Source organism: Tepidiphilus thermophilus (assembly GCF_001418245.1).
Classification (GTDB): domain Bacteria; phylum Pseudomonadota; class Gammaproteobacteria; order Burkholderiales; family Rhodocyclaceae; genus Tepidiphilus; species Tepidiphilus succinatimandens.
In genome coordinates this window covers 16,929-31,109 of the sequence record NZ_LIPU01000001.1, presented here as the reverse complement: position 1 = coordinate 31,109, position 14,181 = coordinate 16,929, and the positions used below count along the sequence as shown (strand labels likewise).

12 protein-coding genes and 1 riboswitch are annotated in these 14,181 nt (G+C 68.6%); of the genes, 6 read left to right on the top strand and 6 right to left on the bottom strand.

Annotated features, from left to right (window positions below; all coding sequences use genetic code 11):
* Position 1 precedes the first annotated feature (1 nt).
* The 6 genes from metH to ASC37_RS00135 all read right to left on the bottom strand — a co-directional run bounded on the left by metH (position 2) and on the right by ASC37_RS00135 (position 8,132).
* Complete coding sequence (gene metH, locus ASC37_RS00160) at positions 2 to 3,679, bottom strand: methionine synthase (protein ID WP_055422435.1); 3,678 nt, start codon at positions 3,677 to 3,679, stop codon at positions 2 to 4.
* A 51-nt stretch (positions 3,680 to 3,730) separates the two neighbouring features.
* Positions 3,731 to 3,797, bottom strand: a riboswitch (S-adenosyl-L-homocysteine riboswitch).
* Positions 3,798 to 3,806: 9 nt separating this feature from the next.
* Positions 3,807 to 4,952, bottom strand: coding sequence for a radical SAM family heme chaperone HemW (gene hemW / locus ASC37_RS00155; RefSeq protein WP_055422434.1), 1,146 nt, complete (start codon positions 4,950 to 4,952; stop codon positions 3,807 to 3,809).
* Positions 4,949 to 5,560 carry an RdgB/HAM1 family non-canonical purine NTP pyrophosphatase gene (gene rdgB / locus ASC37_RS00150; protein WP_055422433.1) on the bottom strand — a complete coding sequence of 204 codons (612 nt, stop codon included), beginning with the start codon at positions 5,558 to 5,560 and terminating at the stop codon, positions 4,949 to 4,951. Before rdgB ends, hemW begins: the two co-directional genes overlap by 4 nt.
* Positions 5,557 to 6,270, bottom strand: a complete 714-nt coding sequence (gene rph / locus ASC37_RS00145) for a ribonuclease PH (RefSeq protein WP_055422432.1) — start codon at positions 6,268 to 6,270, stop codon at positions 5,557 to 5,559. Before rph ends, rdgB begins: the two co-directional genes overlap by 4 nt.
* 3 nt (positions 6,271 to 6,273) lie before the next feature.
* Positions 6,274 to 7,191, bottom strand: a complete 918-nt coding sequence (locus ASC37_RS00140) for a PP2C family protein-serine/threonine phosphatase (protein WP_055422431.1) — start codon at positions 7,189 to 7,191, stop codon at positions 6,274 to 6,276.
* Positions 7,188 to 8,132 carry a serine/threonine protein kinase gene (locus ASC37_RS00135; protein ID WP_082438313.1) on the bottom strand — a complete coding sequence of 315 codons (945 nt, stop codon included), beginning with the start codon at positions 8,130 to 8,132 and terminating at the stop codon, positions 7,188 to 7,190. Before ASC37_RS00135 ends, ASC37_RS00140 begins: the two co-directional genes overlap by 4 nt.
* Before the next feature lie 62 nt (positions 8,133 to 8,194).
* Between ASC37_RS00135 and ASC37_RS00130 the strand changes: the two genes are divergently transcribed.
* From ASC37_RS00130 to cysS, 6 genes are all read left to right on the top strand, one after another.
* Entirely contained in the window at positions 8,195 to 9,046 is an 852-nt protein-coding gene (locus ASC37_RS00130) for a YicC/YloC family endoribonuclease (RefSeq protein ID WP_198288944.1), read from the top strand.
* Positions 9,043 to 9,669 (top strand): guanylate kinase, encoded by a 627-nt coding sequence (gmk, locus tag ASC37_RS00125; RefSeq protein ID WP_055422428.1) that lies wholly within the window; start codon positions 9,043 to 9,045, stop codon positions 9,667 to 9,669. Before ASC37_RS00130 ends, gmk begins: the two co-directional genes overlap by 4 nt.
* 4 nt (positions 9,670 to 9,673) lie before the next feature.
* Entirely contained in the window at positions 9,674 to 9,892 is a 219-nt protein-coding gene (gene rpoZ, locus ASC37_RS00120; protein WP_055422427.1) for a DNA-directed RNA polymerase subunit omega, read from the top strand.
* A 7-nt stretch (positions 9,893 to 9,899) separates the two neighbouring features.
* A complete protein-coding gene (locus ASC37_RS00115; protein ID WP_055422426.1) occupies positions 9,900 to 12,134 on the top strand; it encodes a RelA/SpoT family protein in 2,235 nt (744 codons plus the stop codon).
* Positions 12,135 to 12,217: 83 nt separating this feature from the next.
* Entirely contained in the window at positions 12,218 to 12,670 is a 453-nt protein-coding gene (gene dksA, locus ASC37_RS00110) for an RNA polymerase-binding protein DksA (RefSeq protein WP_072247866.1), read from the top strand.
* Between the two features lie 43 nt (positions 12,671 to 12,713).
* Positions 12,714 to 14,174 (top strand): cysteine--tRNA ligase, encoded by a 1,461-nt coding sequence (gene cysS / locus ASC37_RS00105; RefSeq protein ID WP_055422425.1) that lies wholly within the window; start codon positions 12,714 to 12,716, stop codon positions 14,172 to 14,174.
* The last annotated feature ends 7 nt before the right edge of the window (positions 14,175 to 14,181 follow it).

Genomic DNA, 14,181 nt, shown 5'->3' with positions numbered 1-14,181 from the left:
GCTACAAAATGGGCGCGAGCCAGCGCCGCGCCTCCTCCAGCGCCAGGCCGCGCCGCCGCGCCCAGTCGGCGAGTTGATCCTCCCCGATCTTGGGAATGGCGAAGTAGCGCGACTCGGGGTGGCTGAAGTAGAACCCGGCCACGCTCGCGGCCGGGCGCATGGCGTAGTGCTCGGTGAGCGTCATGCCAGCGCGCGCGGGCGCATCGAGCAGGGCGAACAGGTCCCCCTTCACCGTGTGGTCGGGGCAGGCCGGATAGCCCGGCGCGGGACGGATGCCGCGGTAGCGCTCGGCCACCAGCTCCTCGGGCGAGAGCCGCTCCTCGGGCGCGTAGCCCCAGTCCTCGCGCCGCACTTTCTCGTGCAGCCACTCGGCGCAAGCCTCGGCCAGCCGGTCGGCGAGCGCCTTCAGCAGGATGGCGTGATAGTCGTCGTGCGCCGCCTCGTACTCGGCCAGTTTCTCCTCGATGCCGTGCCCCGCAGTCACGGCGAAGGCCCCGATCCAGTCCAGCACCCCCGTTTCCTTGGGCGCGATGAAATCGGCCAGGCACAGGTTCGGCTGACCCGGCGGACGCTGGTGCTGCTGGCGCAGGCCGTTCCACACCATGGCGAGTGCGTGGCGCGATTCGTCGGCGTAGATCTCGATGTCCTCACCCAGGCTCGCCGCGGGAAAGAGCCCCCACACCGCGCGCGCCTTCAGCCACCCTTCGCGCACCAGCACTTCCAGCATCGCCTGCGCCTCGCCATAGACCTGGCGCGCCGTCTCGCCCACCACCGGGTCTTCCAGGATCTGCGGAAAAGACCCGGCCAGATCCCAGGTCTGGAAGAAAGGCCCCCAGTCGATGTAGGGCACGAGCCGCGCGAGCGGCACTTCCTCGGCGAACACCCCCAAGCGGCGCGGGCGCGGCGGCGCATAGGCCGTCCAGTCGGTGCGAAACGCGTTGGCGCGCGCGGCTTCCAGCGGCAGCAGGGTGTAGCCGGTCTTGGCGGCATGCCGCTCGCGGATGCGCGCGTAGTCCTCGCGCAGCTTGGCCACGTACGCCTCGCGCTCGCCCGGCGAGAGCAGCGCCGAGACCACCCCCACCGCCCGCGAGGCATCGGGCACATACACCACCGGCCCCTCGTAGTGCGGCGCGATCTTCACCGCCGTGTGCGTGCGGCTGGTCGTCGCGCCCCCGATCAAGAGCGGCACGGTGAAGCCTTGGCGTTGCATCTCGGCGGCCACGTGCGCCATCTCCTCGAGCGAGGGCGTGATGAGCCCGGAGAGCCCGATCGCATCCGCCTTCAGCTCGCGCGCCGCGGCGAGGATCTTCTCGCACGGCACCATCACGCCCAGGTCGTGCACCTCGTAGCCGTTGCAGGCAAGCACCACGCCGACGATGTTCTTGCCGATGTCGTGCACGTCCCCCTTCACCGTGGCAAGCACCAGGCGCCCCTTGGTATGCCCGCCCGTCTTCGCCTTCTCCGCCTCGATGTAGGGCAGCAGGTGCGCCACCGCGAGTTTCATCACCCGGGCGGATTTCACCACCTGCGGCAGGAACATCTTGCCCGCACCGAAGAGATCGCCCACCACGTTCATGCCGGCCATGAGCGGCCCCTCGATCACCGCGAGCGGCCCCTTGCCCTCGGCGGCGAAGCGCGCGCGCAGCTCCTCGGTATCCTCGACCACGTGCTCGGTGATGCCCTTGACGAGCGCATGCTCCAGGCGTTTCTCCACCGGCCATGAGCGCCATTCCTGCACTTCTTCCGCCCTGGCCTCGCCCGTTTGCAGGGTCTGGGCGTAGGCCACCAGCTCCTCGGCCGCGCCGGGGCGGCGGTTGAGCACCACGTCCTCGACCAGCGCGCGCAGCCGCGGCTCGAGCTCGTCGTAGATGCCCAGCTGCCCGGCATTGACGATGCCCATGGTGAGCCCGGCGCGGATGGCGTGATAGAGGAACACCGTATGGATGGCCGCGCGCACGGTCTCGTTGCCGCGAAAGGCGAAGGAGACGTTGGAGATGCCGCCGCTCGTCTTGGCGTACGGCAGGTGGGTGTGGATCCAGCGCACCGCCTCGATGAAATCGACGGCGTAGTTGTCGTGCTCGGCAATGCCCGTGGCGATGGCGAACACGTTGGGGTCGATCACGATGTCCTCGGGCGGGAATCCGTCGGCCACCAGCAGCCGGTAGGCGCGCTCGGCGATCTCGATCTTGCGCGCGAAGCCGTCGGCCTGGCCGCGCTCGTCGAAGCACATCACCAGCACCGCCGCCCCGTAGCGCCGCGCGAGCCGCGCCTGCGCGAGGAAGGCCGCCTCCCCCTCCTTGAGCGAGATCGAATTGACGATGCCCTTGCCCTGCAGGCATTTGAGCCCCGCCTCGATCACCTCCCACTTGGAGGAGTCGACCATCACCGGCACGCGCGCGATGTCCGGCTCCACGGCCACGAGCCGCAGGAAGCGCGTCATCGCTGCGGTGGAATCGAGCATCGCCTCGTCCATGTTGACGTCGATCATCTGCGCGCCGGCCTCCACCTGCTGGCGCGCCACCGACAGCGCCTCGTCGTACTTCTCTTCGAGGATGAGGCGGGCGAACTTCTTCGAGCCGGTCACGTTGGTGCGCTCGCCCACGTTCACGAAGAGCGAGTCCGGCCCGATCTCGAAGAGATCGAGCCCTGCGAGCCGCATCACGGGTTTGGCCCGAGGCAGCGGGCGCGGCGCGCGGCCTTCCACGGCCCGAGCGATCGCCGCGATGTGCGCCGGCGTCGTGCCGCAGCACCCGCCCACCAGGTTCACCCAACCCGCCTCGACCCAGGAGGCGATCTCCGTGGCGAGCGCCTCGGGCGTCTCGTCGTAGCCGGTGGGCGAGAGCGGATTGGGCAACCCCGCGTTGGGGTGGGCCGAAACGAAGGTGGTGCACAGGCGCGCGAGCGTCTCCACGTGCGGACGCAGCTCACGCGCCCCCAGGGCGCAGTTGAGCCCGAAAGTGAGCGGGCGTGCGTGCGCGAGCGAAGCCCAGAAGGCTTCCGGCGTCTGCCCCGAGAGCGTGCGCCCGGCCGCATCGGTGATGGTGCCGGAGATCATCACCGGCCAGCGCCGGCCGTGCTCCTCGAAGAGGCGTTCGAGGGCGAACACCGCCGCCTTGGCGTTCAAGGTGTCGAACACCGTCTCGATGAGCAGCAGATCCGCCCCGCCCTCCACCAGCGCGCGCGCCGATTCGAGATAGTCGGCCGCGAGCGTGTCGAAGTCGATGGCGCGAAAGCCGGGATCGTTCACGTCGGGGCTCAGCGACAGCGTCTTCGAAGTCGGGCCGATCACGCCGGCCACGAAGCGGGGTTTGTCCGGCGTGCTGTATGCGTCGGCCAGCGTTCGGGCAAGCCGCGCCGCTTCCCGGTTGATCTCGTAGGCGAGATGCGCCAGGCCGTAGTCGGCCTGCGAAGTGCGCGTGGCGTTGAAGGTATTGGTCTCGATCACGTCCGCCCCGGCCTCCAGATAGGCGCGGTGGATCTCGCCGATCACCTCCGGATGCGTGAGCACCAGGAGATCGTTGTCGCCCTTGAGCTCCACCGGGTGATCCTGCAGCCGCTCGCCGCGGAAATCGGCTTCCGTCAGCCGGTACTGCTGGATCATGGTCCCCATGGCGCCATCGAGCACCAGCACGCGCTCGCGCAGCAGGCGCACGAGCTCCTCGGTCCGGTCCGCTTGCATGCCTCTTTCCTCCATAAAAGCGAAACGCCCGTGAAACCTGCCGGCGGCAGGGCTTCACGAGCGTCGTTGTCCCATCCGAGCCTGGCGGCGAGGCGCCGCTGCAACGCTCCTCGGAAAGCCTCGTATTTTACGGCAAGAATGCTTCCAGCACCGCGTTGAGCAGGCGCCAGCCGCGCTCGGTGGCGGCGATGCGCCAGGAAAGCGGCTCCACCAGCCCCTGCGCTTCGAGCCGCGCCCAGCGCGGTGCGAGCGTCTCCAAAGAAAGCCCCGTGCGCGCCGCGAACCATTCCCGCGGCACCCCCGCGCGCAGCCGCAGCGCGTTCATGAGAAACTCGAACGGCAGCGCCTCGGGCGCCACCACTACCTCTTCCTGCACGAAAGGGGCGACGGCCGCCAGATAGCGGCGCGGGTGCTTGTGCTTCATGCGCCGCACGATGCCTCCGGGTGTGCTGAGCTTGCCGTGGGCGCCCGGCCCCACGCCCAGGTAGTCGCCAAAGCCCCAGTAATTCAGGTTGTGCCGGCAGGCTTCCCCCGGCAGCGCCCAGGCCGAGACCTCGTAGTGGACGAAGCCCGCACGCGCGAACCGCTCCTCCACCGCCGCCTCGATCGCCGCCAGCTCCTCGTCGGCAGGCAAGGCCGGCGGCGCAGCGGCAAAAGGCGTGTTCGGCTCGATCGTGAGCTGATAGCAGGAGAGATGCGTCGCCCCGCCAGCGAGCGCCGCTTCCACGTCGGCGAGCGCCGCCGCCGGGCTCTGGCCGGGCAGGCCGATCATCAGATCGACATTGACGCGGGGAAACACGCGCACCGCCGCGGCGAGCGCCGCGCGCGCCTGCGTCCCGTCGTGGATGCGCCCCAGCCGCCGCAGGGCCGCGTCGTCGAAACTCTGCACCCCCAGTGAGAGCCGATTCACCCCGGCCTGCGCGTAGGCCGCGAAGCGCGCCGCTTCGAAGGTGCCGGGGTTCGCCTCCAGCGTAACCTCGGCATTGGGCGCGAGCGGCAGGTGCCGTCGAATCGCCGCCATGAGCCGCGCAAGCGCTTCGCCCGAGAGCAGGCTCGGCGTGCCGCCGCCAAAGAAGACCGTGTCGATCGGCCGCCCGCCCGCGCGCTCGGCCTCGGCCGCGAGGTCGGCTTCCACCGCCGCGAGGAATTCCGCCTCCGGCACCTCGCCTGCGAGCGGATGGGAATTGAAGTCGCAGTAGGGGCACTTGCGCACGCACCAGGGCACGTGCGCGTAGAGCGACAGCGGCACCCGCGCCGGATCGAACGCGCTCAAGCCTCCTCCCGCGCGAGCCGCGCCCTCAGCCGGCGCAAGGCCCGGCCACGGTGGCTCAGGCGATTCTTCTCTTCCGGCGAGAGCTCGGCCGCGGTCTTGCCCAGCGCCGGGAGGTAGAAGAGCGGATCGTAGCCGAATCCCCTCTCCCCGCGCGGTTCCGTGAGGATCTCACCCCACCAGCGCCCCTCGGCCACGAGCGGCAGAGGATCTTCCGCCGACCGCAAAAAGACCACGCAGCCATAGAAAAACGCCCGCCGCGCCGCCCCTTCGAGCCCCTGCATCGCCGCGAGCAGCGCCACGTTGTTGCGCGCGTCCGACCGAGGCTCCCCCGCGAAGCGCGCCGAGCGTACCCCGGGCGCTCCCCCGAGCGCCGGCACCGCCAGGCCCGAGTCGTCGGCGATCGCCGGCAAGCCGGAAGCGGCCGCCGCGTGCCGCGCCTTGGCGAGCGCATTTTCCAGGAAGGTCGGATGCGGCTCCTCGGCCTCCGTAATGCCCAGCGCCCCTTGCGCCAGCACCTCCCAGCCGAGCGGAGCGAGCAGCGCCTCGAGCTCGGCCGCCTTCTTCGCGTTGTTGCTCGCAAGCACCACCCGGCGTTTGCCCGAACTCACGCCCGGCTCTCCCGCTGGGCGACAAGCAACTCGCCGATCCCTTTCTCGGCGAGCGCGAGCAGGGCTTCGAGCGCCTTCCGGTCGAACGCCCCGTGCTCGGCCGTGCCCTGCAGCTCGACGAAGCCGCCCGCGCCGGTCATCACCACGTTCATGTCGGTGTCGCAGGTGGAATCCTCGGCGTAGTCGAGATCGAGCAGTGCCTCGCCCCCCACGAGTCCCACCGACACCGCCGCCACCTGGTCGCGCACGGGCGAAGCGGAGAGCACCCCTCGCGCTACCAGCGCCTCGCACGCATCGGCGAGCGCCACCCAGGCCCCCGTGATCGCCGCCGTGCGCGTGCCGCCGTCGGCCTGCAGCACGTCGCAGTCGAGCACGATCTGCCGCTCCCCCAACGCTGCCAGGTCCACCACCGCGCGCAGCGAGCGCCCGATCAGGCGCTGGATCTCCAGCGTGCGCCCGCCCTGTTTCCCTTTGGCCGCCTCGCGCGGCGTGCGCGTGTGCGTGGCGCGCGGCAGCATGCCGTATTCGGCCGTCACCCAGCCCTGCCCCGTCCCCTTGAGGAAAGGCGGCACGGATTCTTCCACGCTCGCGGTGCATAGCACCCGCGTGCGCCCGAAAGATACCAGCACTGAGCCTTCGGCATATTCCGTGAAGCCTCGTTCGATGCGCACCGGACGCAGTTCGTCGGCGCGCCTGCCATCATGACGCATGGCTCATCCCTTGAATTTCTGGATCGTCTCGTTGATCTCGCGGATCGCCCGTTCGATCTCCTCGTTGTCGAGGGGTTCGGCCGAAAAACCCGGCGGCTGCTGCGGCAGAGAGAAGGCCGTCGTCACCTGGTCGAGCGCCATGGTCTCGGTGGAAACCGTGTCCGGCGCCAAGGAGGGTTCGCCCTCCTCCCAACGCATGGCGATGAGCGAGACGTTGTCCGAGTTGGGCCCCGCCTCCATCTCCGCCTGCTCCACCAGTTCGGGCACCACCCGCACGAGCGGTCCGCGCGCGAGGCGCTCGGCGATCTCCTCGTCGTCGAGCACGCCCCACAGGCCGTCGGAACACAGGGCGATCACGTCCCCAGCCTGCAACACCGCCCGCCGACCGAAGTCGACGTGCGGCAAGGTTTCCCCGCCGAGCGAGCAATAGAGGCGGTTGCGGCTGTCGTGCGTGCGCAACTGGGCTTCGCTGAGCACCCCCTGTTCGATCAGGAGCTGCGCGTGCGAGTGGTCGATGGTGCGCGTGAGCACCTTGCCATGGCGGATGTGATAGAGGCGCGAATCGCCCACGTGCGCCCACCAGGCGTATCCCCCTTCCTGCACGAGGCAGGTGACGACCGTCGCACGGGGATTCCCCTCGATGTGATTCACCCGAGCGTATTCCAGGATCGCATAGTGCGCGTTGATGATCGCCTGCGACAGGAAACTCAAGGGGTCCTCGACGCGCGGTTTGGCCGACAGGCGAAACGCCTGGATGAGGCTCTGCAGCGTGATCTGCGCCGCCACTTCGCCGGCCGCATGTCCTCCCATGCCGTCGGAGAGCACCATGAGGAGCGCCTCGCGCGAATAGGCGTAGCCCACCCTATCCTCGTTCACCGGCCTTCCACCCACGCTCGTGGCCTGATGGATGGAGAATTTCATCTTTCGGCTCCTTCAGGAAGGGAAGGCATCAGCGAGCGGTACTCGGTGGCGGCCACCAAGAACGGCACGTAGGCCGAGAGCACCTTCTGCACCGCATAGGCGCTCTGCGGCCGCTTCTCCGGATCGAGCCGCATCAGATCGACGATGAGATCGATCAGCTCCGGCGTATAGTGCTCCCGGTAGGGTTCGAGGCGCTGCGGCAGATCATCCTTCTCCTGCCGCGCCTCCGCCCGCGGCGGCGCCTGGCCGGTGACGCAGGTATAGAGCGTGGCGCCGAAACTGTAGAGATCGGTCCACGGCCCGATGAGCTCACGCCTTCCGCTGAGCTGCTCGGGCGGCGCGTAGCCGGGGGTGAACATCGTGCGCACCCACTCCTGATCGGAAGAAAGGCTCTGGCGCGCCGAGCCGAAGTCGATCAACACCGGATCGCCGTTACGGCGCAGATAGATGTTGGCCGGCTTCAAGTCGAGGTGCAGCAGCTTGTGCGTGTGCACCTCGCGCAGGCCCGAGAGGACCCGCAACCCCATCGCCCGGATGAAACTCTCGCGCAACCCGCCCTTCTTCTGGCGGACGTACTGCAGGAGCGTACGCCCCTCCTCGTACTGCATCACCATGTAGACGGTCTGGTTCGCCCGGAAGAAGTTGAGCACCCGGATCACGTTGGGGTGGTTGATGCGCGCAAGCGAGCGACCCTCCTCGAAGAAGCACTTCAGCCCGAAGAGGAAGGCCCGCTCGCAATCGGGCAGGATCTCCGGCTCGATCTCCCCTTCCTCCCGTCGCGCCAGGGTATGCGGCAGATACTCCTTGATCGCCACCGTTTTTCCTTCGCGATCGCGGGCGCGATAGACGAAAGAAAACCCCCCCTTGGCGAGCAGGTCGAGAATGCGGTAGCCCTCCACGAGCCACCCCTCGGGCAACGGAGCGTTTTGTTGTGTCGACATGGCCGGACCGGGTATGATAAACCGCCTCGGACGAAGCGTGGAATCACTCAATGATACACAGTATGACAGGGTTTGCCAGCGCGCAAACCCAAATCGGCGCTCGGCTCCTGCGCCTCGAACTGCGCAGCGTCAACGGACGCTTCCTCGACCTCTATTTCCGCCTGCCCGAGGACTGGCGCTCCTTCGAGCCGCTGCTGCGTGAACGCCTGCAAAAGGCGCTCGCCCGCGGCAAGATCGAATGCCGGCTCGAAGTGCAAAGCGCGCCCGTGCAAGCGGCGCTCACGCTCGACGCCGTCGCCCTGCAGGCGCTCGCCCTCACCCAGACCGAAATCCACCGGCATCTGCCCGAAGCGGCCTCCCTCACGGTGGGCGAGATCCTGCGCTGGCCCGGCGTGGTGCGCGAAGCCGAGCTCGATCCCGAGGAAACGCAGCGGCGCCTGCTCGAGCTGCTCGAAGCGGCGCTCGCCGAACTCCTCGCGCACCGCGCCCGCGAGGGCGAGGCGCTCGCCGCCGCCATCCGCGAACGGGCCAAGACCATCGCCGAGCTCGTCGAGCGCGCCCGCGCGCTTGCGCCCGAAGCCGTCGAGGCCCAGCGCCGCAAGCTCCTCGAAGCGCTCGAAGCGCTCGGCCAGACGCCCGATCCCCAGCGCGTGGAGCAGGAAGTCGCCCTCGTCGCCCAGCGCCTCGACGTCGCCGAAGAGCTCGACCGCCTCTCCTCCCACCTCCAGGAACTTGAACGCACGCTCACCCGCGGCGGAAGCGTCGGCAAACGGCTCGACTTCCTGCTGCAGGAATTCAACCGCGAAGCCAACACCCTCGCTTCCAAGGCCGGCAGCCTGGCACTGTCGCGCCTCGCGCTCGAGATGAAAGTGCTCATCGAACAGATCCGCGAACAGGTGCAGAACCTCGAATGAACGCGCAGCCTCTTGGCACCCTCTACATCGTCACCGCCCCCTCCGGCGCCGGCAAGACCACCCTCGTGCATGCCGTGCTCGAACGCGAGCCGGGGCTGGCGCTGTCCATCTCCTACACCACCCGCGCCCCGCGGCCGGGCGAAGTCGACGGGCGCGACTACCGCTTCGTCAGCCGGGAAGAATTCCTGCGCCTGCGCGACGGCGGCGAACTTCTCGAATGGGCCGAAGTCCACGGAAACTACTACGGCACTTCCCGTACCTGGATCGAAACCCAATTGCAGCAAGACCGCGACGTGCTCCTCGAAATCGACTGGCAGGGCGCGCGCCAGGTGCGCCGGATGTTCCCGCACGCCGTGAGCATCTTCATCCTGCCGCCCTCGCTCGAGGCACTCGAAGCGCGCCTGCGCGGCCGCGGCACCGACAGCGAAGCCACCATCGCCCGGCGCCTGGCCGCCGCCCGCGAGGAGATGCGCCACGTGGAAGAATTCGACTACGTTATAATCAACGACCGGCTCGAGCGCGCCATCGACGAACTCACCGCCGTCGTGCGCGCCGCGCGCCTGCGGCTGCCGGTGCAAAAGCGCCGCCACGCCGCCTACTTCGCCCAACTCCTACAGGAATGACCCCATGGCCCGCATCACCGTCGAAGACTGCCTCAAGCACATCCCCAACCGCTTCGAGATGACGCTCGCCGCCGCCACCCGCGCGCGCCAGCTCTCCATCGGCGCCGAACCGCTCGTGCCGCTCGATCGCGGGCGCGAACGCGACAAACCCACCGTCATTGCGCTGCGCGAAATCGCCGCCGGCAGAGTCGGGCGCGACATCCTCGACCGCGCCCAGAGCTGAGACCGCCATGCCCGCCGCCGAGATCCTCTCCCCCCCCGACGAGAGCTCCGCGGCGCGCGAACCCTTCGTTTCCGTGGAGCTGCCGCCATCCTACGGCGCCCTGCGCGAGAAGCTCCTCGGCTATCTCCCCTCCGCCGAAGTCGAACGCATCGACGACGCCGCCCGCTTCGCCGCCTGGTCGCACCAAGGCCAGAAGCGTGCGAGCGGCGAACCCTACGTCACGCATCCCATCGCCGTCGCCTCCCTGGTGGCCGACTGGAAGCTCGATGCTTCCGCCATTGCCGCCGCGCTCTTGCACGACGTGATGGAAGACGCGCACATCCGCAAGAGCGAGCTCGCCCACCGCTTCGGCCCGGTCACCGCCGAGCTCGTCGACGGCCTCACCAAGATCGAGCGGCTCGAAAGCCAGAGCCTCGAGGACAACCAGGCGGAAAACTTCCGCAAGATGCTGCTCGCCATGGCGCGCGACCTGCGCGTCATCCTCATCAAGCTGGCCGACCGCACCCACAACATGCGCACGCTGGGCGCCGTCGCCCCGGCCAAGCGCCGCCGCATCGCCCAGGAAACGCTCGAGATCTACGCCCCCATCGCCAACCGGCTCGGGCTCAACACCCTCTATCGCGAACTGCAAGATCTCGCCTTCCAGCACCGCCATCCCTGGCGATACGCCGTGCTCGCCCACTCCGTCGAAGCCGCGCTCGGAACGCGCGACGAACTCCTCGACAAGATCCGCACACTCATCGAACGCCAGCTCGTCGTCTGGGGGGTAGAAGCCCAGATCAGCAGCCGGCGCAAGCACCTCTATTCCATCTACCAGAAAATGCGCAGCAAGCACCTGCGCTTCGAGCAGATCCTCGACCTCTTCGGCTTTCGCGTCGTCGTGCCCGACGAAAAGAGCTGCTACCTCGCCATCGGCGCGCTGCACGCCGCCTTCAAGCCGGTGCCTGGCAAGTTCAAGGATTACCTCGCGCTGCCCAAGCCCAACGGCTACCAGTCGCTGCACACCACCGTCATCGGCCCGCAGGGCATTCCCGTCGAAATCCAGGTACGCACCCAAACCCAGCACCGGCTCGCCGAAGACGGCGTGGCCGCCCACTGGATCTACAAAGACGCCGGCGAGCGCGTCGACGCCTTCGAGCGCCAGACCCACGCCTGGCTGCAATCGCTCGTGCAGCTGCAATCGAACGACCCCGAAGCGCGCGACTTCCTCGAAAGCTTCAAGATCGACCTCTACCCGGACGAAGTCTTCGTCTTCTCCCCGCGCGGCGAGATCTTCGCCCTGCCGCGCGGCGCCACCCCCGTCGACTTCGCCTACGCCATCCACACCGACGTCGGCCACCGCTGCATCGCCTGCCGCATCAACGGCGAACTCATGCCGCTGCGCACGGAGCTCGCCAACGGCGACCGGGTCGAGATCATCACCTCCTCCTACCCCAGCCCCAACCCCGCCTGGCTCAACTACGTGCGCACCGCCAAGGCCCGCGCCGAGATCCGCCACTTCCTGCGCCACCAGAAAAACGAGCAGGCCGTCTCGCTCGGCGAGCGTCTGCTCGACCAGGCGCTGCGCCCGCGCGGCCTCACGCTGGGGCAGATCAGCGTCTTCGCCTGGGACCGCCTCCTGCGCCAGCACACCGGCCGCAGCAAGAAACAACTCCTCGAAGACATCGGCCTGGGGCACCTCAACCCGGCGCAGATCGCCGAAGAGCTCACCCACGCGCAAGACCTCGAATCCGGCCGCCCCGGCGTGCTCAAGCCGCGCGCCTCCGGCCCCGTGCTCATCCGCGGCGACGAAGGGCAAGCCGTCGTCTTCGGCCGCTGCTGCCATCCGCTACCCGGCGACCCCATCGTCGGGCTGCTCAGCAAAGGGCACGGCCTGGAGATCCACCGCCACGACTGCCCGCGCCTGCGCCGCCAGGGCGGCGACCGGCGCTGGATCGACGTCGACTGGGATCCCAACCGCCCCGAAACCACCCGCTTCGAAGTGGGGCTGCGCGTGCTCGCCCGCGACGCCGTCGGCATGCTCGCGCGCATCACCGCCGCCATCGCCGCCGAGCACGGACACATCCTCGCCGTGCAGATGGAAGCCCACCAGGGGTTGTATCTGGCCATCTCCTTCACCCTGCAAGTGGCCGACCGCATCCACCTTGCCCGCATCATGCGGGCCATCCGCCGCGTGCCCGAAGTCGTGCGCCTGCAGCGCGGCTTCGACGCCCAAGGAAGCACCCCCCGGGCAGAGCCCTGAACCGCGCCACCCTTCCCAAGCCGAGCCAAGCCCATTACAATCGCGCACGCCCGACTCGACCCGAGGCACACCGGAGAGGAACGATGAACACGACCAACATGACGCAAGAAACCCTCGAAGACGACGACATCCCCACGGTGGAGGAGCTGCTGGCCATGCCCGAAGAGGACTACATGTCCCCGCGCCAGCTCAAGTTCTTCAAGAAGCTGCTGCTCGAAGAAAAGCGAAAGCTGCTGGAAAAAGCCGCCGAGACCACGCAATACCTCCAGCAGGAAAACGAAGTCACCCCCGACTGGACCGACCGCGCCACCATCGAGGAAGAGCAGGCGCTCGAGCTGCGCGTGCGCGACCGCGAACGCAAGCTCATGAAGAAGATCGACGAAGCGCTCGAGCGTATCGAAAAAGGCACCTACGGCTGGTGCGAAGAAACGGGCGAACCCATCGGCCTGAAGCGCCTGCTCGCCCGCCCCACCGCCACCCTCTGCCTCGAAGCGCAGGAACGGCACGAGCGCCTGGAAAAGCTGCAAGGCGGCTGAACCCCCCTCCCGCTTTCGTTCCCGACCACCGCCGGAGAAACCGTTGGAGCTATTCCTGCACGACACGCTCACGCAAGACAAGCGCCGCTTCGAGCCGCTCGACCCCGCCCGGGTGACGATGTACGTCTGCGGCCCCACGGTCTACAACTACATCCACATCGGCAACGCCCGGCCGGTGGTCGTCTTCGACACCCTCTTCCGCCTGCTGCGGCTCTGCTACCCCCAGGTCGTCTACGCCCGCAACATCACCGACATCGACGACAAGATCAACGCCGCGGCCCAGGCCGAAGGTGTGCCCATCCGGGAGCTCGCCGAGCGCTACGCCCGCGCCTTCCACGAAGACATCGCCCAGCTCAACGCGCTCCCGCCCACGGTCGAGCCCTACGCCACCGACCACATCCCCCAGATCATCGCCCTCATCGAGCGGCTCATCGCCCGCGGCCACGCCTACGTCGCCGAAGAGCACGTGCTCTTCCACGTCCCCTCCGACCCCCACTACGGCATCCTCTCCAAGCGCAAGCGCGACGAGCTCATCGCCGGCGCCCGCGTCGAACCCGCCCCCTACAAGCGCGACCCGGCCGACTTCGTGCTGTGGAAACCCTCCCCGCCCGAACTCCCCGGCTGGGATAGCCCCTGGGGCCGCGGCCGTCCCGGCTGGCACATCGAATGCACCGCCATGATCGAGACCCACCTGGGCCAGACCATCGACATCCACGGCGGCGGGCAGGACCTCATCTTCCCCCACCACGAAAACGAGATCGCCCAAGGCACCTGCGCCCACGGCGGGCTCACCTACGCCCGCTACTGGGTGCACAACGGCTACCTCACCATTCACGGCGAGAAGATGTCCAAGTCGCTGGGCAACTTCCGCACCGTGCGCGAGCTGCTGGCGCGCTATCCCGGCGAAGTGCTGCGCTACGCCCTCCTCTCCGGCCACTACCGTAAACCGCTCGACTTCACCCCCGAGTTGCTGGAACAGTCGCTGCACGCGCTCGACCGGCTCTACACCACGCTCGCGCTCACCGAATCCGTCCCCGCTGCCCCGCTCAACCCCCAGGCCGCGGCCGAGCGCCTAGAGCTCTCCCCCGAGCGGCGGGCCGCACTCGTGCCCGAAGCGCTGCCGCACGGGCTCGGCGCCGCGCCCGAATTCGTCGCCGCGCTCGCCGACGACCTCAACACCCCCCAGGCGCTGGCGCTCTTGCACGAAGCCGCCGCGCAGCTGCGCAAAGACCCGACCCCCGAGCGCAAGCGCGAATTCCTCGCCGCCGCCGAGCTCCTGGGGCTACTCGCCGACACGCCGCAGTCCTGGCGTCAGCGCCTGCCCGCCCAAGGGGAAGAAACGCTCAGCGAAGAACGCATCGAAGCGCTGATCGCCGAACGCGCCGCCGCCCGTCGCGACCGCGACTTCGCCCGGGCCGACGCCATCCGCGACGAGCTCAAGCGCGCCGGCATCCAGATCGAAGACACTCCCAGCGGCACCGTTTGGCGCCGCGCCCTCGCCTGAAGGAGTA